Below are 25726 nucleotides of genomic sequence, written 5' to 3' on the forward strand. Positions count from 1 at the left end.
AATCAATTCATTTTTAATTTGAACTTAATATTATAGAAGGAAAATATAATGGCTAAAACAAAGTGGACGTTAACGCCCAGCCAAAGTAGTATTGATTTCTGTTAAGCATATGATGATTGATAATATAAAGGGATTATTTACAGCGTATGATGCTGTCATCGAGGAAGACCCATCAAATTTAACAACTGTTGATATTGCATTACCAATTGACAAAGCTAGTATTGAAAAAATGAAGACCATGATAATCATGTAAATTCACAAGATTTCTTCGATACCGAAACCTATCGAATAATTATTTTTAAAGTAACTTGTTAAAAAAGGGTAGATGAATATGGCGTAAGCAGCTTCTGACCATTAAAGATACAACGAAACTAGAAACGCTTGCCGTCATTGAATTTGAAGGAACAGGTATTGATCCATGGGGAAATACACAAGTTGGCTTTACCGTAACAGGATTAGTAGAAATGATTATGCGTTAACATGGAATGCTGCATTAGAAATGGGTGGCGTCCTTGTTGGAGATAAAATAAAATTGGTTTATGTTTTGTAACAATAAAGTCTTTTATTTAAACCACTAACAAATGAAATAACAACCTATCTATAGTTTGATAGGTTGTTATTAAAGTTATCTAAAAACCTATTTGAGATCGAAGGTAAAGTGTTTAACGAATAATAAAAATGTAGTTTTAGTACACTATTTCATAAACTTAAATATTACCTCATGTTATTTACATAAATTCTGTACAAATTTAGGCAACACGAAACTCGCTTGATGTAATTCTGGAGTATAGTATTGACCATTAATGTCACTTATTCTATTAGGATCAACATCTAAGGGATCATACTTCTTGGAACCTATAGTGAATGTCCACATCCCACTTGGATATGTTGGTATATTACAAGTGTAAAGGCGTGCAATTGGGAAGATTTCCTTGGTATCTCGTATAGCATTTCTAATTAATTCTGCTTTAAACCAAGGATTATCTGTTTGTGCAACAAAAATACCGTCTTCTTTTAGTGCTTTTGCAATGCCTGCATAAAATCCTTTTGTGAATAAACCCGCAGCCGGTCCCACAGGTTCAGTAGAATCAACCAAAATTACATCGTACTTGTTGTTGCTTTTTATAATATGATCAAATCCATCACCAATTATTAATTCAGTCCTAGAATCACCAAAACTTGAAGATATGTGAGGTAGGTGTTTTTTTGAATATTCAACAACTTTATTATCGATTTCAACCTGAGTAACTTTCTCTACACTAGAATGTTTCAATACCTCTCGTACTGTACCACCATCTCCTCCACCAACAATTAATACTTTTTTAGGAGAAGGATGTGTAAATAATGGGACATGCGCTATCATTTCATGATAAACAAATTCATCTTTTTCGGTTGTCATAACCATATTATCTAATAACAACATATTGCCAAACTGTTCAGTCTCTAACATATCTAGTTGTTGATATTCAGTTTTTTCGTTCTCTAATATTTGATTAATTTTACCTGTAATTCCAAATGATTGAGTTTGTTTCTCTGTAAACCATATTGACATAATGAATCTCCTCTTTCTATTTAGCTAATAAGTTTTAATCCTACTGCAGCACTCAATACCATTGCCATAAAAATGATACGTAGCCAATGTTTTGACTCACCGTAAAATAAGATTCCTACAACTCCTGAACCGACAGTTCCAATTCCCGTCCAAATAGCATAGGCAGTCCCCATTGGTAAAGATTGCATTGCCATACTTAAGAAAATAAAACTACTTCCTAATCCAAGAATAAATACTAAGAATGATTTAATTGATTTTTTTTGAAGTATCATATTTATTCCAGTAACACCAACGACCTCAAATATCCCTGCGAGAATTAGAAAAGTCCATCCCATTATCCTTCACTCCCTTCTTTTTGAGGTTTACCTGTTACTACTTTAAGACCAATAACTCCTGTAAGAAGAATAAGGATTAACAATAATTTTAATATTTTAAATGGCTCACCAAAAACTAACATTTCCATTAGGACAGTTCCAGTTGTACCGAGCCCTGTAAATACTGCATACGCCGTTCCTACTGCTAGTTTAGATGTAGCTTTTATTAATAGAGCAAAAGACAGTATGATAGCAATGATTGTGCCAGTCCATGTTATTACATCATTTGAATGCTTAAGCCCTATAACCCAGCCAACTTCAAATAAAGATCCTAGTATTACTAAACTCCATGCGCGATTCATCTTCATCCACCTCTCTCATTACTAATGCCTTGCCAATAAACATACCAAGCTTCTGATAATCTAATATCAAGTCGTTCTGAATTACCATATAGAAGTTCTACAAATAAACCGTCTAAAATAGTTAGAAATGCTAATGTAGCTGTCCTCTCATTAACATTTGGTTTTAGTATTCCGCATTTTTGTTCAAATAGTAACTTAAATATCTCTTCAAGTTCACTAACATATTTATCAGTTCCATTTTTTATAAGGTCTTTAAGTTGTATTGGAGGAAAAAAAGAAGTCCTCAAAAAGAAACTAGTATTACTATTTTCTTTATTATAGGAGTCCAAATATTCATTTAAAAAATTGTATAAGATTTCTCTTAGAGGTTTTGCTTTATTTTTAGATATAAACTTTTTGACAAATAATAATTCATTATCTACAGCATCATTAAAGGTACTAATAAAGAGTTCATCTTTACTTTTAAAATGAGTGTAAATAGATTGTTTTTTTATTCCAACCTCACTTGCAATTTGAGTTAAAGATGCACCTTCATATCCATGAAGAGCAAATTGAGTTAGTGCTACTTTTTTTAGTTGTTCATATGTCATAAATTATCATCCTTCCGAACGGTCGTAAGGATATATTATCACTACACTTCATAAACGTCAAATAAAAATTATATTGAAGTTATATAAAAAATGTGGATTTATAGTAAGTGAGTTTGAAAATGGGTAAGAAAGGAGAATTGGGAGTTATTATTACTTTTAAATATCTTTTTATTAGTTAATCGACTTTATAATGGATTAAAAAATACTTTATTATTTCTATACAGTTATTCTTTCCGAAAGGGTGAATAGTTGAAAAATAGGGGAACTAAAAAGTAGCTTTTAAAATCAAACGACGAAAACGCTTGGAGGAGTAATCCAAGCGTTTCCGTCGTTTGATGAGAGCGATTTACTGCTCAGCTAAAATCGTCGCAATTTTATCTTCAATGATTTTCCCTTTGGATCCATCGATCATATTATTTAATACGATAGAAAATACATATCTTTCGCCTGATTGGTTATCAACGTATCCTGATAGTGAGCTTACTGTTGAAATGGATCCTGTTTTTGCATAGACATAGCCCTCTGCAGGAGAGTTTTTCATGCGATTTCTTAATGTACCTCCTATCATTCTTTCTGGATGGCCAGCAACCGGTAATGATTGAAAATATGTTTCAAACCAAGATTCCTTCTGTACTTCGTATAAAAGTTTTGTCAGTTCATTTGCTGGTATTAAGGTAACATGAGAGATACCGGACCCGTCCCTTAGTAGGGTAGTTTCTTGGTTAACTCCCCAATTTTTTAATTCATTTGCCAATACTTCTAAGCCTGCATCCCAACTGCCTTCATTTTTAACCACTTTCCCCATTTCTTTGATTAAGATTTCCGCATGTGTATTATTACTCAATTTCATAAAGGGGATGAGCAGTTCCTTTAACGGCATGGACTGTTGTTCAAACAACACTTCTGTTTGTTCAGGTGCGACTCCTACCTTTACCCCACCATGTATTTTAATACCTTCATCTGCTAAAGAATCCTGTAATAACGCTGCAGCATACTGTGTTGGTTCCCATACCGCAATCCACTCTCTACTAGATGTCGCTTCCAAGGGAATCGTCCCAGAGATTGTTATCTCATTTGTACCATGTTCTCTTACGATATCGATATCCTTCTCGTCTGAGGCACCAACTGTTTTAGCCTCATTATTGATTTTGACATATCGATTGTCCGGTTGCAGTGTAATTTCTGGCTTATCCCCCTCTCGCTTCCCTGATTTTACTTCTACAATGACACTACCAGCATCATAATCTTCATTTGGACTCGCAGTTAATGCAGAAATTTGTGCACCGTAATAATAACTCTCATCATTCCAGACAATATCTTCTGACAAACGCTTATCATCATACCAACTGTCATCTGCAATAAGTTGTCCCTTAATCATTTTGATCCCTTGTTTTTTTAATGCTTTAGCCATGTTGGTAAAATCTTCTTTCATTAAAGTAGGGTCGCCATAGCCCTTTAAATAAATATCGCCATGGTGGACAGAGCCCCTTTGTTGGCCTTTTGATAATAGTTCTGTTTTAAAGCGATAATCCTCACCTAATACTGATAGTGCTGCCGCGGCTGTTAATAGCTTCATATTAGAAGCTGGTCGCAATCTTGTATCAGCTATATGCTCATAAACAATCTCTCCTTCATCTGCGCTCCTCACGCTAACACCAGCAAGAGCTCCTGCTAACAGTGGATCGTTGTTAATGAGTTGATTAAGCTTTTGAACTAATTCATCTCCTTCTTCATTAGCCGAAACTTGTGGTTCCACTGCTGATTGAAACGGTGTGTAGGCAATGGAAAGTAGTAGTACAACCGTTATCAAACCCACTAAAGCCTTTTTCATTTTTCCTCATCCCCTCCTATTTTCTCCTGTCTACATTTCTTCTACATAGATTGACAAAAAACTGCATGTATATGTATTGAACTTCGCTTTTTCTCCAATTTTCTCCTGTAAGTGAATGGATGTGTTTTTACCTTCTATCTTAATAGGTAGCAATTACTACTCAATTATTACTTTTGTCAATTGTAGGCATACTTTAGGGGGATAGAGAGAGTAGAAGGACAAACTTAACTGAGTCCTAAGGCTGAACTAGGCTCGATCATACTGAGATCGACTCATATCTACTTGATGATCACGTATAAAGAAAACACCTTCTCGTTCGAGTAACTCTTTTTGCCTATCGGCTTGATGGCCATCACTTATTTTGATTTCACCTACTTTATTGACCACTCTATGCCAAGGTAAACCATATTTATGACTCATTGAATGGAGAATGCGCACAACTTGCCTTGCACCGCGAGGGCTACCCGCATATGTTGCAATTTGTCCGTAGCTCATTACTTTGCCTTCAGGGATTTCTTTGATGATTTTAATCACTGTTGCTGTAAATGGTTGCATATACTTTCCTCCAAACGGCTCGTTTTGTTACTAGTATAATTTAATAATCCATCATTAAATAGTCTCAATTCATTCATAATAAGATACATGCAATCACTAAAACAAACCTACCAAGCCTAGAGAAACTTCTATCTATCATTATTAGACAAAAAAAACAAGAACAAATTCAATGAAGAAGTGAATTTGTTCTTGTTTTTTAATCAACTCAATATATTAACTACTTACTAATCTATTTTTTACTACTTCAGTTAATACGCGGTTTAAATGTTCTGGTACTGTTAAATAAAGGAGACCGTTTCCTTCTAATTTTGGCGAATAGCCTAGTGGAACAGTTCTTCTAATAAGTTGCGCATATGACTCTGGCTCTGAGAAATCTCTTTCAAAAGTAACTTGAGATAGATCTTTTATTAACGCCAAAGCCCCTGCGACGTGCGGTGCGGCCATTGATGTACCGCTAAGTTTTGCATATTTACCATTTAAAAAAGTAGATAAAATTTCTTCCCCAGGAGCGACCAAATCAATTTCCGTATGAGAATTGCTGAAAGGCGATGATTCGCGGTTTAAATTAACGGCTCCAACACTGATGACTTCATTATATGAACCTGGATAAGCAAGCTCATCGGTGTTATCATCCCCGTCACCTTCATTCCCAGCCGCACAAACGACGAGAATATTTTCCCTTACGGCTTGTTGTATCGCTTCATGTAGTTCTGGAACATCTGCAGGCCCACCTAGTGACATCGATATAATATCGACTTTCTGTTCAATCGCATACAATATTCCATTTATAATCCAATCATATTGACCAGACCCATCTTTGTTCAACACTTTTACAATGAACAAATCTGCTTCCGGGGCTACACCAATTACTCCTGATTGATTAGCAGTAGCTGCAATTGTACCAGCAACATGTGTGCCGTGACCATTATGGTCATCTAATATATCTGGTGAACTCCCATCATCGTCTGTAAAGTTTCTACCACCTATAATTCTCGCTTTTAAATCGGGGTGGTCCATGTCACAACCTGTATCTAATATTGCCACCTTCATGCCTTTTCCTTTCGTCTCTTTCCAAATCTCAGGTGCCTGAATCAATTGTATTCCTTGCGGTGTTTCATTGACATCTGCCACTTGATCATTGACTGTGTAAGGCATTACTCTAACTAATTGCTTCATCCTTTATCCCTCCCTAACATAATCGTGAAAACCCATTTTGGTCCCATGAACGCATAGACAAGATAATTTTGAAGCGATACAAGTTGTATCTTTATTATAACAAAAGATTAAATATTCTGAAAGAAATTAGACCTTTTTTTCTCTCGGACTTTTTTCCTGTTTTTTACTTCCCTAACTTTTGCCTCAATTGTTTATAGATATCTACAATTTCATCTATTTTCATTCTTACAAGTCCACTTGACGAAGGAGCAACAAAATCAATTACACCCGGTACAACCGATTCGCTCTGGAACCCCCAAGATATCTTCTTTTTCTTACTAAATTCTTGATATACGCCCTTCCCTACATAACAGGCCACTTCAGGTTGATATTTTTCTAGTTTCTCTAATAGCTCCAATCTACCTGCTTGATATTCTTCCTTCGTAATATCACTAGCCGCTTTTGTTGGTCTTGAAACGATATTTGTTAAACCATATCCTAATTTAAGTAATTGATGATTTTCTTCTGGTAAGTAAATCCGTTCAGTCAATCCGGATTGATAGAGGATTTTCCAAAACCGGTTATGACGATTGGCGTAATGAAAGCCAGTTTCTGCAGACTTGACACTTGGGTTAAACCCAATAAATATGACTTTTAAATCCTTCTTGAGATGATCATCTATCGGTTTCATTTATCATTACTCCTTTATTTCTTCATACCATAACCATAGCATGTATATGATATTTTTTGCATTGATACAATCTACTAATTTTGAAGAGTGGAAGGAGAGATGAGCGATCGTATGTATGAAGGTTCTAATAACAAACGACATCAACAATCATTAAAAAGTGCTGTGATTATCTTTACGATCATGATTAATGTACTATTTGGAAGATTTCTTAATTTTTAAGGTGTTGCCCTTTACAGAAGACAAAAAATCCTCTCTAAAAATCAGAGGATTTTTACGCATCATATGCTCTAAAGCCATTCTCCAGTAACTCAATAGCTAAGCTTTTTTCTTCTTTAATGATGAAGGGCGGATGCCATGTGATGCAATTGCCAGCTGCTACTTTAAACGATAGTCCATGCTGCAAACAGTAGTAGAAAAAAAACTCGGTCAGTTGCTCATTAATTTCTTTTGTTTCTCTGCTTTTAACAAGCTCGATAATTATTTCAGTAAAGCGGCAACTTGTGGCATAATACCTCGCCTACACTTTCCCCAATACAAGGATATCTGGCTGGGTATCATATAATTGATTCACATAACATTCACCGCTTCGGTAAAAGGCGTTCGAATTTCATCAAAAATAGTAAGGTCCATGTTCGTCACATATTTTTCTTAACCTTTTAAAATAAGATTTTGGAGGAATATGCGTGACTGTTGCTCTAATTGGCTTTAGTAATTTATTCATAATCACAGACTCCAAATAATTTAACGACTTTTGAGCGTTATCTTCTGGTGAACTTGCATCAAAGACATTCCGGTAGGACTGGTAAGGTATAACTTTAATTATCATCGGCAACATTGGACCAATAACCTTTTTAAAAACAGAGAAGTGCTTCTTTACTTCTCAATAGCTTCCCTTTCCTCCCCGGATACTTGAAGATTAATTGTTTCTATCAGTGAGGGTAATTCTGTCATTGTCTCAATTGTAAAATCAGCCCCTGCGCTTATAAAGGCTTCTTTTGTTCGTTCCATTTCTTTCAATCGTTCCTCTCCTGATAATTTGTTAAACTCATTGATTGATAAGCCCATTTCAGAACTACCAACTATCACTCCAACCGTCCATACGCCTGCTTGTGCACCTTCTTTAATATCTGAAATCGTGTCTCCAACCTTCACGACGTTTTTCACACTCGATATTTTTAATGCCTGCAAGTTTTTAAAGATCATAAACGGATACGGTCGACCGTACGAATCGGTATCATCAGCGGTAAAGTAACAATCAGGTGTATAGCCTTTTTCCTTTGCTAAGGGTACAACAATATCCATCATTGAACTCGTATAGCCTGTCGTTGAACCTATTTTCACCCCATCTGCTCTTAACTCTTTAACCGTTTCGACCACACCAGGTATCGGATCAGTAAAATGAGCTAATGATTGCAATAAAGCCGGTTCGAATTTGCTATACAACCTTTCTACATCTGATTCAGTAAATGGCTTGCCGTGTTGTTCTTCCCAAAGGCATCCTATCCGATGCATCGACAGCATTGCGCGTATATGATCGATCTTTAGCATTCCCATTGGTTCTCTCGCCTCTGCTATCGTCACCTCAATGCCTGCATCTTTAAAAATATCAATAAAGACGTTTACAGGTGCAAAACAACCAAAATCTACTGTCGTACCCGCCCAATCAAATATTACTGCTTCAATTTTTTTCATTACGCTTTCACTCCCAAATAGTTTTCGATAATATCACATAAACGGTTAATATCTTCTTCGTAAATTTCGCCAATATTGCCCATTCTAAAAGTATCTTCATCAGTTAGTTTTCCTGGATAAATAACAAATCCATGTTCTTTCATATAATCATAGAAAGCTTGAAAACTAAATTGATCGTTCGGATAAATAAAGGAAGTAATAATCGGTGATTGTTTGTCCTCACTAATATATGTATCAAATCCAATGGCTTTCATTCTCTTCCTTAATAACTGATTATTATTTCGGTATCGTTCTTCACGAGCAGGAATTCCTCCTTCTTTGTTCAGTTCATCCAAGCTCTTCCCGAAAGCAGCAACGACATGAGTTGGCGAAGTATAGCGCCATTTACCATCTTTGTCCATCGCTACCCATTGATCATATAAATCGAGTGATAGGCTTCGTGCATTACCTTTACAAGAGATGATTTTCTCTCTTTTAACAATCACAAATCCAAACCCTGGTACTCCTTGAATACATTTGTTCGCACTACTTATTAAGAAATCAATCCCAAGCGCGGGTATATCAATTTCCATTCCGCCAAAGCTTGACATTGCATCAATAATTAATGTTTTATTTGTTTCTTTAGCAACGTTTGCGATCATCTCAAGTGGATTAAGAATACCTGTCGTTGTTTCACAATGGACCATGACGATATGTGTAATCTCATTATCTAAAGACAATAAATTTCTAATCTCTGCTTCTTTCGGATATTCATTATAGGCAGCAGCATAATGCGTATGCTTAATACCGATATAGTTGGCGATTTTGACAATCCTCTCCCCATAGGCACCGTTCGTAATAATCAATGTTTTATCTTCTTTACTAAAAGCAGAAGTCATAACTGATTCCACTGTAAAAGTGCCGCTACCTTGCATCAAGACTACGGTATAGTCATCATTTTCTGCATGAGCAAGTTTTAATAAATCTGTGCGAATTTTTTGCGTAATTTGCTTATAATCTTCATCCCAAGTACAACGATCAAACAACATTTCTCTTTTGACCGCCTCTGTCGTTGTTAATGGACCTGGTGTTAATAATTTATATTCTCTCATTTGTAAACTCTCCTTTATTTAGCTGAATTAAAGAATGCTTGATGTTTCTCTAATAACTCTACTGTCATTGGTTCTGGGAATATTTTTTGATTGCTAGCAATGTTTTCATCTGCAACCGTCTCGCCATCGTATAAAGCAACTGGATAATAGTCGATTAAACCTTCTCTCGCTTCTTTTACCAGAACTTCAGCCATTTCTTCCGCTAATTCTTTTTTCCCCTCACCCTTATCAATGATGGCAATCGATTCTGTAGTTGAGAAGTTCCCTTCTGTTGGGTCGATAAAATCAATTGGTGCGCCTTCCGTTTTTGCAGCAACGGCTTGATGACGCAACCCAAACCCAACGGCCACTTCCCCTGCTTGCACCTTTTTAATAGAACCAGAACCTGAACTTTCTAAATGAGGACCCGCATTTTTTATAATCCCAGCCATTACATTCCTACCCGCTTCTTCTCCATACTCACTAATAATTGCTTGAATAAGCATCCACCCTGTGGAAGAATCCATAATATTAGGAATTGACACTAAGCCTTCGTATTGCGGTTCTGCCAACTCTTTTATTGAGGTCGGTACTTCTAGCCCTTTTTGCTCTAAAAGAGAAGTGTTATAAAATAATGAACCAGTATTAGCTAATAAAGGCGTATAAAAGTCAGGATATTCTTCTAAACTACTTGTATCAAAACTTAAATCCTTAAACATGTCATGTTGCTTTTCAGCACTTTCTAAAAAGTAAGAGCTCATTGTGACGATATCTGCTTCGATACTTTTCCCTTCTGCTAATAATTTTCCTCCTAATTCTGATGTTCCTAATGATTGAATTAAATAGTCTCCTTCAAAGCCAGCGTCGTTTAATGTTTCTTCCATCACGTTTACTGCTTCTTCATCACCATTTGATAAGATTACGACTTGATTACTGTCACCACTTGCTGCCTCCCCTCCACATCCAGCTAGAATCATGACGATAGCAACTGCCAAGAGTGTGAACCATTTTTTATTTTTTCTCATGTTACATCCCTCACTTTTATATGTTTTTTAATGATCTTCTTTTTTGTAAATAATCACAGAATAGTTTGATAAGGAGATTGGTGAAGAAGATCAGTAAAGATAGGACAAAAATGTCATTAAATTTAGCAAAATGCTGTAGTTCTTTGATCTTACTTGAAACAAGCGATGTTTGAGCAGATACGAGAAAAATAATCCCGCTAATCGTGACCATCGCATTGATAAAATAATAACTAAACATTTCTATCACTGTGCCCCAAGAGTTTGGCAGAATCACTCGGTAAATCGTTTTAAACCAACTATCTCCGAGTAATCCTCCCGTTGTCTCCCATGACGGGTTCATCTTAGATAAAGAATTTTTCGCCATTAAGTAAGGCGTTGTGTAGTAGTGAACAATATTGCATACAATAATAATGATAAATGTACCTTTTAAACTACTATTATTGAAAAGTAATAGATAGGATAAACCAAGTACCATACCAGGCAAGGTATTTGTAATCATTGAAACAATATCAAACGCGCCTTTTCCTTTTATCTTTGTTCTCGCATTAATAATCGCTGAACTGTAGGCTATCAGGATCCCAAAGATTGTCGTAAAAAGAGCAACGATTAGAGAATTCTTATAAACACCAATGAGATCATTTGATTGAAATACATTGATGAGATGATTCCATGTAAAAGTTAAATTGTAAGGAAAACTTGTTAAAAACGGTGCAATGAACATCACTAGAAAGACAGATAACATGCCGATTAAGACAATGGAAGCAAATAACGCAAAACTAATATCTCTTCCTTTATGTTCAACCATTTCAATTTCAGTGATTTTGTCATAATGGAAATTGAATCGTTCTAAATATTGCAGTAAAAACACACCGAATAGGGCTGGTATGAGCATTAATATAGCGATGACTGCCCCGTGGCTGAAATTCGGAATCGAACCAAGCATGACTTGATAAAGCTGAGTAGAAACCACCGAATAGGTTCCGCCAATCGAAGCCGGTATCCCATAATCAGTAAAACTTAGAATAAATGAAAGGACAAAGGCTCCACCTATTGCTCCAGTTAATGGACGTAAGATGGTATGAAAAAAGCTTCTCCAAGTACCATCTAACATCAACTTTGAAACAACCATGAATCTCTTATCTATATACATAAACGAGTTATTAATAATTAAAAAGGCAGCCGGTAAAGTGTAAATTGTATAGCCTAACAACAACCCATTAAATCCATAGATATTAAATAATGGTTGTCCTAAAAGCTGTGTGATCAATCCTTGATTACCAAAAGAATACATAATCGCAAAACCATATGTAATAGTAGGTAATAACATAGGAATAAGTATCCCGACTTTAATGATACTTTTATACTGATGTTGAATATTGGTACAATGTAATGCGTAAGCAATCATAAACGCTAACACAGTTGAAATTACGGCTGTTAACCCTGAAACTTTTATACTGTTCATGAACGCTGTTAGTAATTCGCCATTCGCTAGTACATTTATATAATTGGATAATTCAAGGCCCTTTGTTGTTTGAAAGGAACGGTAGAACAATGCCAACATTGGCAACACAAGAAATACCGAGAATAATAGGATGATAGCCAAATAGATGACTTTCATTTCCAACTTGATATTAGGCATATTGCTCACCAAACAAATGAAAAATATTTTGCCTTTTAATGTGGAGTTGTTTCAGAATAAATTCTTTCACAAATTCATTGTTCGGTTCATGAATGATTTCATGTGGGGTGCCAAATTGTGACACATGACCTTGATTAATAATTAAAATCTTATCTGACAAGGTTAACGCCTCTTCGGGATCATGCGTAACAATAATGGTTGTTAATTGATATTGCTTAGCAATCGACTTGATCCTTTCTTTAATTGACTCTTTAATTACCCCATCTAGTGCACTTAACGGTTCATCTAATAGAAGAATTCTTGGTTTCATCACTAACGTTCTCGCAAGTGCGACTCTTTGTTTTTGCCCTCCAGATAGCTGACTGATTTTCTTGTCCAAATGGGGACCGAGCTCAAGAAAATCAATATATTCTTTTAATTCTTTCTTTGAGTCAGTAGACTTCTTATTCTTCAAGCCATAAACAATATTTTCATAGGCGTTTAGATGGGGAAATAAGGCATAATCTTGAAAAACAATATTAAAACCTCTATCCTTCATCTTTACATTCGTTAAATCTTCATTTTCATAATAAATTTTTCCACTATCCATTTTTGTCAAGCCTAAAATGATGTTTAATAGCGTTGTTTTCCCACTTCCACTTTGACCAAGAAGTGACACGATTTCTCCTGCTTGAATCTCTAAATCAATATTTTCTAATACTGATTTGTTATGATATTTTTTAGATATATTCTCGAGTTTGAGCATATTTAAATCCTCCTATAGTTAGAAAATTCAGTATTTTAAAACTGAATTCCCCGCTCTTCAGCTTTTTATCCATTGTTCTTTAGTAAGGTCAATTGAGTACGGATAGTCAATATTCGTAATAAAATAATTTACTTCTTCTAATGATGCAATTTTATAATTGGCTACCTTATGCACTTTTGAATCATCACTTAGAACAAAAGATTTTTTTGATTGCGAGATAAATACTTGTGATAATAGGCATTTGTCTATATCATAGCTTGTAAATCCAGCTTGATTAGCGACACCGTCGATGGCAATAAATGCTTTATCGACATAAAATTCTTTTGCCATCTTTTCTGCCAAAGATCCGGTTGTACGGAAATGATCATGACGAACATGTCCACCTAAGAAGATGAGTTCACCTGTGAAACTTCTTAACTCCTCTCTTTCCATTAATTTAATCGCGATGGGAAAAGAATTCGTTATCACTGTAATGCCGTCTTTCATTAATAAACCATCAGCCATCTGCATCGTTGTACTGCCTTCATCAATGAAAAGAACATCACCATCTTCAACAAGAGCAGCTGCTTTCCTTCCAATCAATTTCTTTTCTTCGATATGTAGAATTTCTCTTTCAAACATCGACAACTCATTATTTACAGGCTCAACTTTGACTGCGCCACCATGAACTTTTTTTATTTTATATTCATTTGATAATTCTTCTAAGTATCTACGAATGGTTTCCGTTGATACATGAAATTCTTTCGCCAATTGATTAACCTTCACTTGCCCAACCTCTTGGATTAAACTCATAATCTTTTTCTTTCTTTCTTCGGCTAGTAAAGACATACATGTTTGCCCCCTTAATCTTTTTATTGTTTTACTTTGTTTTATTTTGTTTTATGTTGTTTTTTTATTATATAAGCAAGAATATCACATGTATATCATCCTGTCAGAGAGTCTCACAAACATTTACAAAACCTTACATATCATTTACATCCCCTTAAAGGGTTTTACATATTTCTTATATTAGATGTACTTATAACAACACAAAAAAAGCCGCCAAAGACATTGCATTGGTCGGCTCTATTACTCAATTATTTACTCTGCTAACAGTAATGAGATTTCTGGAAAGACAATAACGAGAATAAGGGCAATAACCATGAGTAAGTAAAAGGGGGCGACACCTCTTATGACTTCTCCGATTTTTGCTTTTGTGATCCCACTAACAACGAATAGATTTAATCCAACTGGAGGTGTAATCATTGCTAACTCCATATTTATCGTCATGATAATAGCAAAGTGGATAATATTAATATCGAACATCACTAATACAGGCAGTAAAATGGGAAGGGTGATTAAAATAATCGCCGTTGCTTCTAAGAACATGCCGAGTAGGAAGAACATCAAATTCACACCAATGATAAATATCCATTTATTTGCTGAACTTGCTTCAATCCATTGTGCAAAAATTTGTGGTACTTGTTCTGTTGTTAAAAACATGCCGAATACCATCGCAGATGCTATAACTAAGAAAATCATTGCGGTAATATTAATAGACTCTTTTAATACTTCGCGAAATTTACTGAAGGTCATCTCTTTGTAAATAAATATCGACACAATTAAACCGTATAAACAAGAAACAAAAGCCGCTTCAGTTGGCGTGACAACCCCACTATAAATGCCACCTAAAATAAAAACAGGTAGTAAAAACCCCCAGATTGCCTTATATGTCTTTTTCCACCTTAATTGAAAGGGAACTTTTTCTAATCTACCATAATTATGTCTCCTTGCATGGAAGATAGCTGAACACAAAAGTAAACCAGTTAGTAACAGACCTGGGATTATTCCTGCAGCAAATAACTTCCCTACTGAGGCTTCTGCAACTGTAGCATAAATAATTAATGGAATGGACGGCGGGATTAAAATACCTAATGTACCAGCAGCTGCCACTAAGCCCATCGAATATCTTTTACTATAACCTGCCTTTACCATCGCAGGAATCATAATCCCACCAATTGCTGCAGCTGTGGCCGGACTTGAGCCTGAGATAGCAGCAAAAATCATGCATGCAAGGATAGTGACCACAGCTAATCCACCGCGAAAATGACCGACCCATGATTTTAGTGCTTCAATCAAGTGAAAGGAAATGCCTCCTTTGGACATAATCACCCCTGCAAAAACGAATCCGGGAATAGCCATTAAAGTTGCCGAGTTTAAAGCATTAAACATCTTTAAACTAACCGTATAAAGTGTGAAATCCACCATAAATAAAGCAATGATACTCGATAGCCCAAGACTTACTGCGATTGGAACTCTTAATAAACAAAGTATCGCAAAAACAACAAAGAGGACAATGATCGCACTCATAAACTAACCCCCTTGTTATTATTTTCTCTATTTTGTTGTTCTATTTCTTCATATAATTCTTCTACTTCACCTGTTAGCTCTTTCTTATCACCTTTAGCAGATTTATAAGCTTTTCTAATGAAGTAAAGCCCTAGTAGCCCCATGCTGATAGGTAAGACAAGTAAGGTGATCCAAATCGGAATACCAACATCAACAGTTTCAGTTCCTTGCACTCTTGTAAGCGTTACCAATTTAATACTTGTAAACATTAAAAAGAAGGCGAATCCCGCACCGATACAATTGCTAATACAGTTAATAATCATTTTTGCTTTGTAAGGTAAACGATCAAATAGGAGTTCAACACTGATATGACGATTTTCTTTTAAAGCGATACCAAAGCCCAAAAATATGGACCAAACAATCAAAAATTCAAAAATCTCTGTCACCCAAGCTTGTGGCATATTGAGAATATATCTTGTAAATACCCCATACAGACTTACAAACACGCCAGCAATAAAAAACAAGCCAGCCATTCCCTCTTCTAAGTTTGATAGTTTCTTAAGCATGTCGATTATCAACTCCCTTTTGTAGATTGTATCCAATATTTATACTTTACTATATAACCAACAAATAATAAACAGAATATTTTATTATTTTTATTTATTCACAATTTTCATTTATTTTGTTATAATTTTAGATATTGTATCCAATCTACTATTTTGTAAGCGATTTCTTTTTGTGACGAGGAGGGTTTTTCATGTTAAAAGTAAAATCAATTTTTGTCCTTTGCCTTTTGATTCTCGTTGGAACACTTCTGTCTGGTTGTCAAAGTCATCCGACACATGCAGATGCTACACAAGTAAACGGCATTCAAGCAATGACTATTAAGATATCCCATGTAGTTGCAGAAAATACCCCAAAACATAAGGGGGCATTAAAAATGAAAGAAGTGATTGAAGAGCAATCCAATGGGAAAATTCAAGTTGAGATTTTTCCTAATAGCTCCTTGTTCGGTGATAAAGATGAATATCAAAACTTAATTGCCAATAATGTACAATTCATCATGCCAGAAATGACAAAATTAGTTGGTTCTGAAGTTGGTTTTAATATCCCAGGCATGCCGTTTCTGTTTGAAAATGACGAAGCAGCTGAAAGCTTTTGGGATGGGCCAAAGGGAAAAGAAGTGTTAGCGCGTTTACAAAAAGATAAGGTATTAGGATTAACGATGTGGCCAAATGGAGCTAAGCATGTAACAAATAATACTCGCCCCCTATCCTCTCCACGTGATTTTTCCGGTTTGAAAGTGCGGACAACTGGAGGGCAACTATTAGAAGAACTATATAAATCATTAGGTGCGGGCTCAAGTTCAATCCCATTCGGGGAGTTATATACTGCCTTGCAACAGGGAACCGTCGATGGTCAAGATAACCCGTTTAGTAACATCGAATCGAAAAAATTTGCCGAAGTCCAAGAGTACTTAACCATTATCGGTATGAACCGTGTTGACTATGCACTACTAACAAACACAACTTTTTGGGATGGATTAAATGAAGAAAGCAAACGCATTGTGCAAGCTGGCATCGACGCAGGTACAGAGATTGCTAGAGATTCTGCTGAAAAGCTCAATAATGAAGCTTATGTAAAAATACAAGACGAAAGTGATATAGAAGTGAATGAACTAACTGATGAAGAAATCGAAGCTTTTAAAGACCATCTACAGCCCGTGTATAATAAATGGAAGAAAATTATTGGCGAAGATATTATTGAGGATGCTGAAAATAGATAATTGATACTTCCAATAATCTCCATACCATGTATAATGGTAAGAAACGATTGAATGAGGTGTGATAGAGGTAATGACTGGAGATATGGTCTTTCAAATGATAATGTTACTGCTCCTTTTAGCTATTTTATTCATATTCACTGTAGCTGTAAAAGTTCTTTTTCGGAAAAAGAGGAGGAACCCAACCCTCGATGTAGAGGAAAAATTAGATAAAATTATTGCATTATTGGATAGTGAAACAAATAGGAAAAGGTAGAAGGCGTTCTATATTTGGCGCTTTCTTCAGGATGGTTTAACCGTTTAGCTTGTCTTTGCTGTTCTAAAAGATTTTCGCTTTAGAAAAGCTATATCACCTTCTTCTATCATAAAATGATTCAATTTTTAAAAGTACTATTGTCATAGTAAAACAATAAAGGAATAATAGGAGGATAAAACTTTGCACTATCTCGGTATATCATTCGCACTTTTTGGGGCATTATTGATGGTTATCAATCTTTATTTCCTACCATCCCACCAATATGATATAGTTAGATATATTTCTGGCACGTTTTTTTGCTCGGAATCATTCTTACTCCCCAATATATTATAAAAAAAGAGAAAAAAACAAAATAACAAGCCAAACTAACACTTTTAAAAAGAATTGAAGCCTATCAACTCTACCTACCTCATGAAAATATGCTATTTCTCTTCAATTACTCATTCATTTCCAGCAGTAATTATCTCTAAAGCTTTCTCTAGTTGTCCATCACCATTCATAAGGTCGCCAATTGTCCGTGTGATTGGTATATCAACATTTAATAATTCATTACCGGATGGATCAAGTACAGGTCTAACAAACTCGTGTTGAGAAATAGCAACTTTTATTTTTGAATGGGGCAGCTCAATGATCATCACTTCTCCATCATGATTCGAGTTCATACCTGCCGGCTCACCAATCAGCTTCCCCAAACCATTATCTTTTAATATCGTGGCGAACATCGTTCCTGAGCTGAATGTACCTGGTCCAGTTAAAATATAAAGTTCTCCTTTATACTTCCCTTTATTTTTAGTTTTCACCACCACTTTGCGGTCTCCATCTACTTTACCCACTCGGTAACTTAAATATTGATTCACGTCCAGATAGTTTATCCACTCATCAGCAACTGTTGAATCCCCACCACTATTATGTCGCAAATCTAGTATGACCTTTTTAATTCGTTGCTCTTTTACACTTTCAAAAAAACTCGCTATTGATTGTTGATAGCTACTATCATTTATTGAATGTATTAATTGAAAATAACCTACATTCACCGTATCATAACTCAATATTTCCCACCTGTAGGGCTCATCATGATTATTAATGGTTTCCATTGTTTTATATGCTAGCTCCAAAGTTATTATTCTGCCATTTCGCTCTACCTTCAATTCAACCATTTCATCTTTTTCAATTCCAATAGATTGTAAAATGCTATCTATCGTTAACAAATTGACCAAATGTTGAAACCGCCCTTCATGATCATAGGATATATACGGCCTTAATTCATCCAATAATTCATCAATCTCTTTCGCACCAATCGCCAAAATCTTGTCCCCTTTTTTGGCTTGTCCATCCTCACTCTGCAAAATATAAACGTCATTATTAACATTTACTAATGATATTGGTAGTTTTTTTTCTGTTTCATTAAGTAATACATTCGTATGAGAATCCCCAATTTTGGCAATAACTCTCATTAATTCCATCGAGAACGATGAATGATCATCGATTGCCTCTAGTTCATTATAAAAATGAGCCATTCCTTCTTGATTAGTTTTAAAAGCTGGATGTACAGCATGTAACTTGTGAAGCAGAAAATCAATATCCTCTTTTCTTTCTTTAACCAAACTATTTCCATCTGCATGATTAACAAAAATTGTACTCAATAAAAGCAAATATAGTATGATGCGATTCATCACTTACCCCACATTTATGTATTATATAATCCTATTTTATATAAATTATAGCAAAAAATGTATATATTAAAATTAAAATTATTCGTAAGTTAAACTTCTATTAAGAATTGGTACTAATAGAACAACTTTATGTCAATTTCTAGGAGATTATGTGTAGGGGGGAAATAGGGGTTGTTCAGCTATTCGATGAATAGGCTTATGATTAAATGGAAGAAATTTCATTTGCTAAATTTTCACCCATTCTCATCATATATAACAGCATCCTGCAGTATTAATGGCAAGCTCACTTACCTTTCTTCCCTCATTTTTAAAAAGAACCTTCAAGTAAGAAAAAAACCCAGACAAAAGTCCGGGTTACATTCCAGCTTAAACTAGCTAGTTTAAGCTTAGAAAAAAGGCATTAGTCTTCAACGACAACCTTTTCCATTACGTCACCATTTTTCATCGCTTTCACAGCTGGCATGCCAGATGTTACTTTTCCGAAAACAGTGTGTACACCATTTAGGTGAGGTTGTGGCTCATGTACGATGAAGAATTGGCTGCCACCAGTATCTTTTCCAGCATGCGCCATAGATAATGATCCTTCTTCATGTTTATGTGGATTTCCTTCTGTTTCACATTTAATCGTGTAACCTGGACCACCTGTACCTGTTCCAGAAGGGCATCCTCCCTGTGATACGAATCCAGGAATTACACGGTGGAAAGTTAAACCGTTGTAAAAACCCTCATTAATTAGCTTTTTAAAGTTTGCTACTGTACCTGGCGCTTCATTTGGGTATAATTCAAATTCAATTTTTTCTCCGTTTTGTAGCTGTATGTATCCTTTTTCAGACATATATAACACTCCTTTTATATTTCAAAATCCTTTCTATCATAACATTTTTTTATATAAGAATAAAATCTGAAGGTAAATAAATTTAATTGAAGCACTTATTATGTTCCAAATAAGCTTAAGAATAGTAATAAAAGAAATATGACCGATGCATAAAATGAGACATGGAGAAAAAAAGTAGTGAGGTTGAATTTTATTTCTTCAGTGTTAAAGGTTTGTCTTTTCGTCCGTTTTTGCATATCATCACCATCCTTATGTAGATGTTAATAATATTCGTTATTCAAGTGACATAATCCTCCAAATTTAAGCAAAATAAATAGCCCTTCGTTTGTATGAAGTGCCATTTATTCAGCTTGTCTTTGCTGAAGTTGTTGCGTTAAATGACGATCAATGATGCTGTCTAACTTTTGTAAACTTTGCCTTGCTCTGTCAGCAGTAATGGTGCGGTAATGGTGGGCTCCTCCTGGTTCTTCATCCATTTCATCTGCTCTTTTAACAATGGATTGTAAGGCGGTACGGTCCACTTCCCCACCTGGTAAAAAAGAATCTGTATGAAATAATATCGCTAGTGAAACTTGTTTGGCTCTAATCGGATTTTCACCTAAGCGAATCAGTAATTTATGGGCTCTTTCCGCTCCTTTTATCGCATGAATATCGTTTTTACGATATAATTCATAGTCCCATTTACCATTTTGATTATACCAAGTGTAATGACCGATATCATGTAAAAACCCTGCTTTTGCAGCTAAGTCGACATCCACATTTTCTATCTTTGATAATTTAACTGCATGATAAGCAACCGCTACAGCATGGGCAAGACCTGATCTTGTTACATATTTCTTGGCAATATGATGATCAAAAATATCAGTTAATGTAACATCTCTCATAAAAATACCCTCCTCTTTTTATCCTTTACCTTATTTATGCCCCTCTATACAACTGTTGGCTTATAAAGTTATCATATACATTTTCATTGTCGAAAGTGTTAGGGCATATTATATGGAAATAGATATTTTAACTATACATTTTACTTGTTTTCTCGGAAAATTACTAGTGTTTTGTGCGATTATCTAACAAGAATGTTAGTGAGCAATGACTCTACCACCACTTATCCTTAATAAATAAAAGTAGCACCCAGTTCGTTCAGGTGCTACTCCCTTCTTAATTTACATATTCATTCCATTTATCGCGCAAGTATCTCGCAAAATCTTTTCCTTCTTCAATGCTTTCTTTCATAAATTCTTTCCAAACGGGCAGTTCTTCTTTTAGTTTTTCACCTAGCTTGTCAGATTGTTCCTTAATGGTGGTTTCCATTTTCTCTTTTGCTTTGTTAAAGGCTTCTCCACTACTATTGTTCACTTCTTTAGGTTCAATAGCGCCTTCCATAACCGCTTTGAAAATCGGTACAACATTTGTCGAGGTGCTTCCTGATAAGTAATGTTCTCGGTCCGTTTTATCATACCCCAACCACACTGCTCCAACGATTTCACCTGTATAACCAACAAACCACTGATCTTTTGTTCCATTTAAATCAGCATATGGCAATTGAGTAGAACCTGTTTTCCCCGCAAGTGATACACCTTCTATTTTGGCACCTGCTCCCGTTCCATTTTCAATGACGTCCTCAAGCATTGTATCCATTTTTTTTGCGACTGATTTTGATGTTACCTTTGTAACCTTATCATCATGGGCAACAATCTCATTACCTGTTGGTCCAACAATTTTCGTAATAAAATGAGCATCATGTCGCTTTCCTTCATTAGGGAAAGTAGAATAAGCTTCTGCTAGTGTTAATGGAGATATCCCTTTATGCATACCACCTAAAGCGATACCTAAATACTCATCTTCCTTTTCATAAGGAATCCCAAATCGCTGCAAAGAATCTAACCCTTTTTTCAATCCGATTTGATCTAGTAACCAGACAGCAGGTGCATTAATCGAATCAGCAACTGCTTTTGTCATCTCTACTTCACCAAAGTATTGATCGTTCACATTTGTTGGTGTGTAGTCACCATACGTTACTTTTTCATCTTGTAACATTGAATCTGGCTCATAATCTTCTTCAAGCGCAGGGGTATAGGCAGCTAATGGTTTTAATGTTGACCCTGGTTGTGCTTTTATATGTGTCGCCCGGTTAAACCCTCTAAAGACATGTTCGCCTCTTCCACCTACCACTGCACGGACACCACCAGTTTGCGGATCGAGTAGAACGGCTCCACTTTGAACAAGGGTATTACCATTACCATTAGGGAATAGTGCGTCATTATGATAAGTCACTTCTAAATTTGATTGGATATTTTGGTCCATTTGTGTGTATATTTTATATCCTCTTGTGAAAATTTCCTCTTGAGTTAAACCATAGCGGTTAATCGCTTCATCTAGTACCGCATCTACATAGTAAGGATATTGCCTCTCAAATGTATTTTTTTCCCCTTCTTTTAACACAATTTCTTCTGCAACCGCTGTTTCATACTCAGCGGTTGTAATCATGTTTAGCTCCTGCATTTTAGCTAATACGATATTCCTTCTTTTCATTGCTCCTTCATAGTTTTTATAAGGGTCCAGATAAGAAGGTGATTGCAATAAACCTGCAAGCATCGCTGATTCACTAATTGTTAACTCGCCAACATTTTTACTAAAATATTGATTGGCTGCGTTGTCAATTCCCCAGGCACCACTACCAAAGTAAACTTGATTTAAGTACATTTGCAGTATATCTTCTTTTTCATACTCTTTTTCAATTTCAACTGCCAGAAATAGCTCTTCTATTTTACGCCGGTATGTTTGCTCAGAAGTTAGTAATGCATTTTTAGCTAATTGCTGCGTAATTGTACTTCCCCCACCTGTGATTCTACCAGCAAATAAATTGCTTACAAACGCCCTGGTCATTCCTTTTAAATCAAAGCCATTATGTTGATAAAAGCGCTCATCCTCAATGGCAACAACCGCATTTGGTAAATGTTCTGGTAGTTCTTCAAACGAAACTCCTTCAGTACGATTTGTGGCAAAGCTTGACGCTTCATCCCCATCCTTATCATATATGACAGTAGATTGCTTTAAGCCTTCTTGTAATGTAGACACATTGGCGTTTACAGCAAGGAAAGCAAAAAATAGAATCGCAAGTAAAATAAAAGTCAATCCTAGTAATAATCCGATTTGTGTTAAATGATATTTTTTCCAAAACTTCTTTATCCATTGCCATAAAGTTTTTAGTCTCTCTTTTAGTTGAGCTTTCATTGTTTTACTCCTTCATATAAATGGAAAAGTGAAGAGTTTTTTATTTACTCTCCTCTATTAAATAGAACGTAATAAAAGAAAATAAGTTTCATTTTTATATTATTTTCTACCAACCATTAGATTTTACCCAGTTGACTAATGTATTTGATATGATCCTTGCATTGACATAAGGGGGTAATAAATTAGTCATTGCTTCAAAAGGAGCGCCAACCCATAAAATATCATCATCAATCATAATAAATGCAAAGCTCGGATGACCTTTCATATGACTAGCAGAAGGAAGCTCAGATAAATGCGTCTCGCTACAAATTGTAAGTAATCCCCTTTTAATAAGTGATTGAAATACTTCTAAGTAAGGGGATTGAACACTAAATGTCCTTGGCAAACCAACGATCACTTGTTTTTTGGCATGATGTAAATCATAGAGTAAGCGTTCGCGCTTTTTAGCATAATGCCAAGACAATTTCGGATGCGAGTGATTCATCCATTGCCCTATTTCAGCGGGACCAATTACATGTCCTTCGCTTATTTGATGTTGCCATAATTTTTTCCATATTTTCTTACTTGATACATGGCGTCTTATAAACGTACCATTTGCGATATGAATAAACTTCCCTTTTGTACGTGTAAGCGCAACATTCAATAAACGTTCACTATTTTGACCGGTTAATAACATACCTGGTCTTGTTTCTGGATCCCCATCGACTGTATCAAATATCATCATATCCTGTTCACTCCCTTGAAAGCGATGGACAGTTGCTGACACAATTTGCGCAGTCATTTTCTCCTTCTCATAGATTTCATCTAAGAACTGTGTCATTAATATCGCTTGTGCTCTATAAGGTGTGACGTAGCCTATTGAGCGATTGCCTGCCTTATAAGCCTCATGAATAAGTTGAAAAGAGAGCAATAGTTGCCAGAGATTCACGCGAGAATGCGTTGCTTTTTCCTTTATGCAATAGGCACCTGTACTCGATGTATCTAACAATATAGAGGCACGCATAGGAAATGGTTGACTTTCTACAATGTTCTCTCTCGTTTGATAGACAGAATGATGATCGACTACGAGGGACTGATAAATATATTCATTAGTGAATTTTGATATATCTGGGTGCATTCTTCTTTGTTCATTTAATAAGAATAACTGTGGATGAAGTTTCCCTTTATTCTCTTGGTTAACGACACCAGCATGGTGAAAAATATCTTCCTGTAACCATTTCTTCACAAAAGGATGCTTTGCTGAAGCAATTGGCGGTAGCTGTTTAAAATCTCCACAGATAATTGTCCGTTTTCCTAGAGAAGTAGCAAGAGCAATTTGAGGGATGTATGCCATACTTGCTTCATCTAAAATAATATAGTCGAATTCATCTTCATAGATGAGCGGATCAGTTGCCATTTTCGCCAATGTTGTACCAATGATTCTTGATTGCTTCACGAGGGTATTTTCTTTTTTCTTCAATTTTTCATGTAATGTATGAAGCTTTTTTTCTATTTCAACTAATTGCCTACTATCACGTTGGCTAAAGGAAGAAGATAGATCTAATTTTAATCCTGCTCTTTCCTCCATTAATTGATTTTTCTCTTCTATTAAATCACCATCACTAATGTTCAATAAACCTGTCGCTGTAATTGAAACAAACTGCTTCATGAATTCATCCGATTGTCTGCCATATCTTAATAGATCACCGAGATTATATTTCTCCTTCTTCAAGAGAAACTGATAAACTTCCGCCATAAGAACATCCACTGCTTGATTACTATGTGCGACAACTAATATCCGCTGATTTTTTAAATATTTATTTGCAGCTACTCTTGCTAACGTATAGGTTTTACCGGTTCCTGGAGGTCCCCAAACATAAGTAATTGGATTATACTTCGATCGTAGTACTAATTCATGTAATGGTGATTTAATTTTATCTTGCGGATGTTTTACCTCAGTTGAGGGATTCATCAGATGCTTTATTCTTACTCTTTTTTTCTTTTGATCCTTTATTTCCGCTAGCCTCTGAAAGAGTTGATCTAACAACTCCCAAGGGTCATGCTGTAATTGGGCTTCATGAATATCTTCACCGAGATAATCTTCTATCGTTACAATGATATTTTTCCCTTCTACCGATACCATCCGGCCCTTTGACTTTCTTTCACCCCAAAGAACGGTAATGGTTGAACCAATTGGAATCGATAAAGGAAAATGAACTTCAAAGTAATAACTATAGCCCTCTTTTGCGTCTAATTTTCTTCCAGCAAAAAGATGATAGCTCTTACTACCAAATTGTTTTAAATGACTGATTTCTGCTGCAATCGCTTTTTGCCACTCTTTTATATAAACTTTTGTTGATACCATTCACTCATACTTCCTTTGTTTTCATTCATAAATATTTACTATACCATATTTA

At 35.5% G+C, this 25726-nt stretch carries 26 protein-coding genes; 4 read left to right on the top strand and 22 right to left on the bottom strand.

Going from position 1 to position 25726, the window contains the following annotated elements; genetic code table 11:
• Positions 1-91: 91 nt before the first annotated feature.
• Positions 92-253 (top strand): hypothetical protein, encoded by a 162-nt coding sequence (locus H9655_RS22890; RefSeq protein WP_404826090.1) that lies wholly within the window; start codon positions 92-94, stop codon positions 251-253.
• Between the two features lie 165 nt (positions 254-418).
• Positions 419-550: a hypothetical protein gene (locus H9655_RS22895; RefSeq protein ID WP_404826091.1), complete on the top strand. Its 132-nt coding sequence runs from the start codon at positions 419-421 to the stop codon at positions 548-550.
• Between the two features lie 174 nt (positions 551-724).
• Here the strand turns inward: H9655_RS22895 and speE are convergent, their stop codons facing one another.
• The 17 genes from speE to H9655_RS11705 form a co-directional block, all read right to left on the bottom strand.
• Complete coding sequence (gene speE / locus H9655_RS11630; RefSeq protein WP_191814101.1) at positions 725-1552, bottom strand: polyamine aminopropyltransferase; 828 nt, start codon at positions 1550-1552, stop codon at positions 725-727.
• A 20-nt stretch (positions 1553-1572) separates the two neighbouring features.
• Positions 1573-1887 carry a DMT family transporter gene (locus H9655_RS11635; RefSeq protein ID WP_225230598.1) on the bottom strand — a complete coding sequence of 105 codons (315 nt, stop codon included), beginning with the start codon at positions 1885-1887 and terminating at the stop codon, positions 1573-1575.
• Positions 1887-2228 carry a DMT family transporter gene (locus H9655_RS11640; RefSeq protein ID WP_191814103.1) on the bottom strand — a complete coding sequence of 114 codons (342 nt, stop codon included), beginning with the start codon at positions 2226-2228 and terminating at the stop codon, positions 1887-1889. Before H9655_RS11640 ends, H9655_RS11635 begins: the two co-directional genes overlap by 1 nt.
• 2 nt (positions 2229-2230) lie before the next feature.
• On the bottom strand, positions 2231-2818 hold the full coding sequence (locus H9655_RS11645; RefSeq protein WP_191814105.1) for a TetR/AcrR family transcriptional regulator: 588 nt from the start codon (positions 2816-2818) through the stop codon (positions 2231-2233).
• Between the two features lie 346 nt (positions 2819-3164).
• On the bottom strand, positions 3165-4649 hold the full coding sequence (gene dacB, locus H9655_RS11650; protein WP_191814107.1) for a D-alanyl-D-alanine carboxypeptidase/D-alanyl-D-alanine endopeptidase: 1485 nt from the start codon (positions 4647-4649) through the stop codon (positions 3165-3167).
• Between the two features lie 246 nt (positions 4650-4895).
• Positions 4896-5204 carry an MGMT family protein gene (locus tag H9655_RS11655; protein ID WP_191814109.1) on the bottom strand — a complete coding sequence of 103 codons (309 nt, stop codon included), beginning with the start codon at positions 5202-5204 and terminating at the stop codon, positions 4896-4898.
• 213 nt (positions 5205-5417) lie between these two features.
• Positions 5418-6380, bottom strand: coding sequence for a S8 family peptidase (locus tag H9655_RS11660; RefSeq protein WP_191814111.1), 963 nt, complete (start codon positions 6378-6380; stop codon positions 5418-5420).
• A gap of 163 nt (positions 6381-6543) precedes the next feature.
• Positions 6544-7050, bottom strand: coding sequence for a G/U mismatch-specific DNA glycosylase (gene mug / locus H9655_RS11665; protein WP_191814113.1), 507 nt, complete (start codon positions 7048-7050; stop codon positions 6544-6546).
• A 271-nt stretch (positions 7051-7321) separates the two neighbouring features.
• Complete coding sequence (locus H9655_RS22725; RefSeq protein ID WP_263600750.1) at positions 7322-7453, bottom strand: hypothetical protein; 132 nt, start codon at positions 7451-7453, stop codon at positions 7322-7324.
• Positions 7454-7923: 470 nt separating this feature from the next.
• Positions 7924-8742 carry a phosphonoacetaldehyde hydrolase gene (gene phnX / locus H9655_RS11670; RefSeq protein WP_191814115.1) on the bottom strand — a complete coding sequence of 273 codons (819 nt, stop codon included), beginning with the start codon at positions 8740-8742 and terminating at the stop codon, positions 7924-7926.
• Positions 8742-9833 carry a 2-aminoethylphosphonate--pyruvate transaminase gene (locus H9655_RS11675; RefSeq protein ID WP_191814117.1) on the bottom strand — a complete coding sequence of 364 codons (1092 nt, stop codon included), beginning with the start codon at positions 9831-9833 and terminating at the stop codon, positions 8742-8744. Before H9655_RS11675 ends, phnX begins: the two co-directional genes overlap by 1 nt.
• A 14-nt stretch (positions 9834-9847) precedes the next feature.
• Positions 9848-10837, bottom strand: a complete 990-nt coding sequence (locus H9655_RS11680; protein ID WP_191814119.1) for an extracellular solute-binding protein — start codon at positions 10835-10837, stop codon at positions 9848-9850.
• Between the two features lie 16 nt (positions 10838-10853).
• Positions 10854-12476, bottom strand: a complete 1623-nt coding sequence (locus tag H9655_RS11685) for an ABC transporter permease subunit (RefSeq protein ID WP_191814121.1) — start codon at positions 12474-12476, stop codon at positions 10854-10856.
• Positions 12469-13221 (bottom strand): ABC transporter ATP-binding protein, encoded by a 753-nt coding sequence (locus H9655_RS11690; RefSeq protein ID WP_191814123.1) that lies wholly within the window; start codon positions 13219-13221, stop codon positions 12469-12471. The genes H9655_RS11685 and H9655_RS11690 overlap by 8 nt, the downstream gene beginning before the upstream one ends.
• A 57-nt stretch (positions 13222-13278) precedes the next feature.
• Complete coding sequence (locus H9655_RS11695) at positions 13279-14049, bottom strand: DeoR/GlpR family DNA-binding transcription regulator (protein WP_191814125.1); 771 nt, start codon at positions 14047-14049, stop codon at positions 13279-13281.
• 252 nt (positions 14050-14301) lie between these two features.
• Positions 14302-15570 carry a TRAP transporter large permease gene (locus H9655_RS11700; RefSeq protein WP_191814127.1) on the bottom strand — a complete coding sequence of 423 codons (1269 nt, stop codon included), beginning with the start codon at positions 15568-15570 and terminating at the stop codon, positions 14302-14304.
• Positions 15567-16115, bottom strand: coding sequence for a TRAP transporter small permease (locus H9655_RS11705; protein WP_191814128.1), 549 nt, complete (start codon positions 16113-16115; stop codon positions 15567-15569). The genes H9655_RS11700 and H9655_RS11705 overlap by 4 nt, the downstream gene beginning before the upstream one ends.
• A 191-nt stretch (positions 16116-16306) precedes the next feature.
• Here H9655_RS11705 and H9655_RS11710 point away from each other — a divergent pair, with 191 nt between their 5' ends.
• Positions 16307-17335 carry a DctP family TRAP transporter solute-binding subunit gene (locus H9655_RS11710; protein WP_191814130.1) on the top strand — a complete coding sequence of 343 codons (1029 nt, stop codon included), beginning with the start codon at positions 16307-16309 and terminating at the stop codon, positions 17333-17335.
• An 82-nt stretch (positions 17336-17417) separates the two neighbouring features.
• Positions 17418-17588 carry a DUF4083 family protein gene (locus tag H9655_RS22900; protein ID WP_225230617.1) on the top strand — a complete coding sequence of 57 codons (171 nt, stop codon included), beginning with the start codon at positions 17418-17420 and terminating at the stop codon, positions 17586-17588.
• 440 nt (positions 17589-18028) lie between these two features.
• Here H9655_RS22900 and H9655_RS11720 read toward each other — a convergent pair whose 3' ends face one another.
• The 5 genes from H9655_RS11720 to H9655_RS11740 form a co-directional block, all read right to left on the bottom strand.
• Positions 18029-19231: a S41 family peptidase gene (locus H9655_RS11720; protein ID WP_225230599.1), complete on the bottom strand. Its 1203-nt coding sequence runs from the start codon at positions 19229-19231 to the stop codon at positions 18029-18031.
• A 430-nt stretch (positions 19232-19661) separates the two neighbouring features.
• The gene (locus tag H9655_RS11725; protein ID WP_191814136.1) at positions 19662-20096 is read right to left on the bottom strand and encodes a peptidylprolyl isomerase; all 435 of its coding nucleotides are present in this window, start codon (positions 20094-20096) and stop codon (positions 19662-19664) included.
• 341 nt (positions 20097-20437) lie between these two features.
• On the bottom strand, positions 20438-20980 hold the full coding sequence (locus tag H9655_RS11730) for an HD domain-containing protein (RefSeq protein ID WP_191814138.1): 543 nt from the start codon (positions 20978-20980) through the stop codon (positions 20438-20440).
• Between the two features lie 274 nt (positions 20981-21254).
• The gene (locus tag H9655_RS11735; RefSeq protein ID WP_191814141.1) at positions 21255-23330 is read right to left on the bottom strand and encodes a transglycosylase domain-containing protein; all 2076 of its coding nucleotides are present in this window, start codon (positions 23328-23330) and stop codon (positions 21255-21257) included.
• A 106-nt stretch (positions 23331-23436) separates the two neighbouring features.
• Positions 23437-25674, bottom strand: coding sequence for a DEAD/DEAH box helicase (locus tag H9655_RS11740; RefSeq protein ID WP_191814143.1), 2238 nt, complete (start codon positions 25672-25674; stop codon positions 23437-23439).
• Positions 25675-25726: the final 52 nt, after the last annotated feature.

Origin of the sequence: Cytobacillus stercorigallinarum, assembly GCF_014836495.1 — a bacterium.
GTDB classification, from domain to species: domain Bacteria; phylum Bacillota; class Bacilli; order Bacillales; family Cytobacillaceae; genus Cytobacillus; species Cytobacillus stercorigallinarum.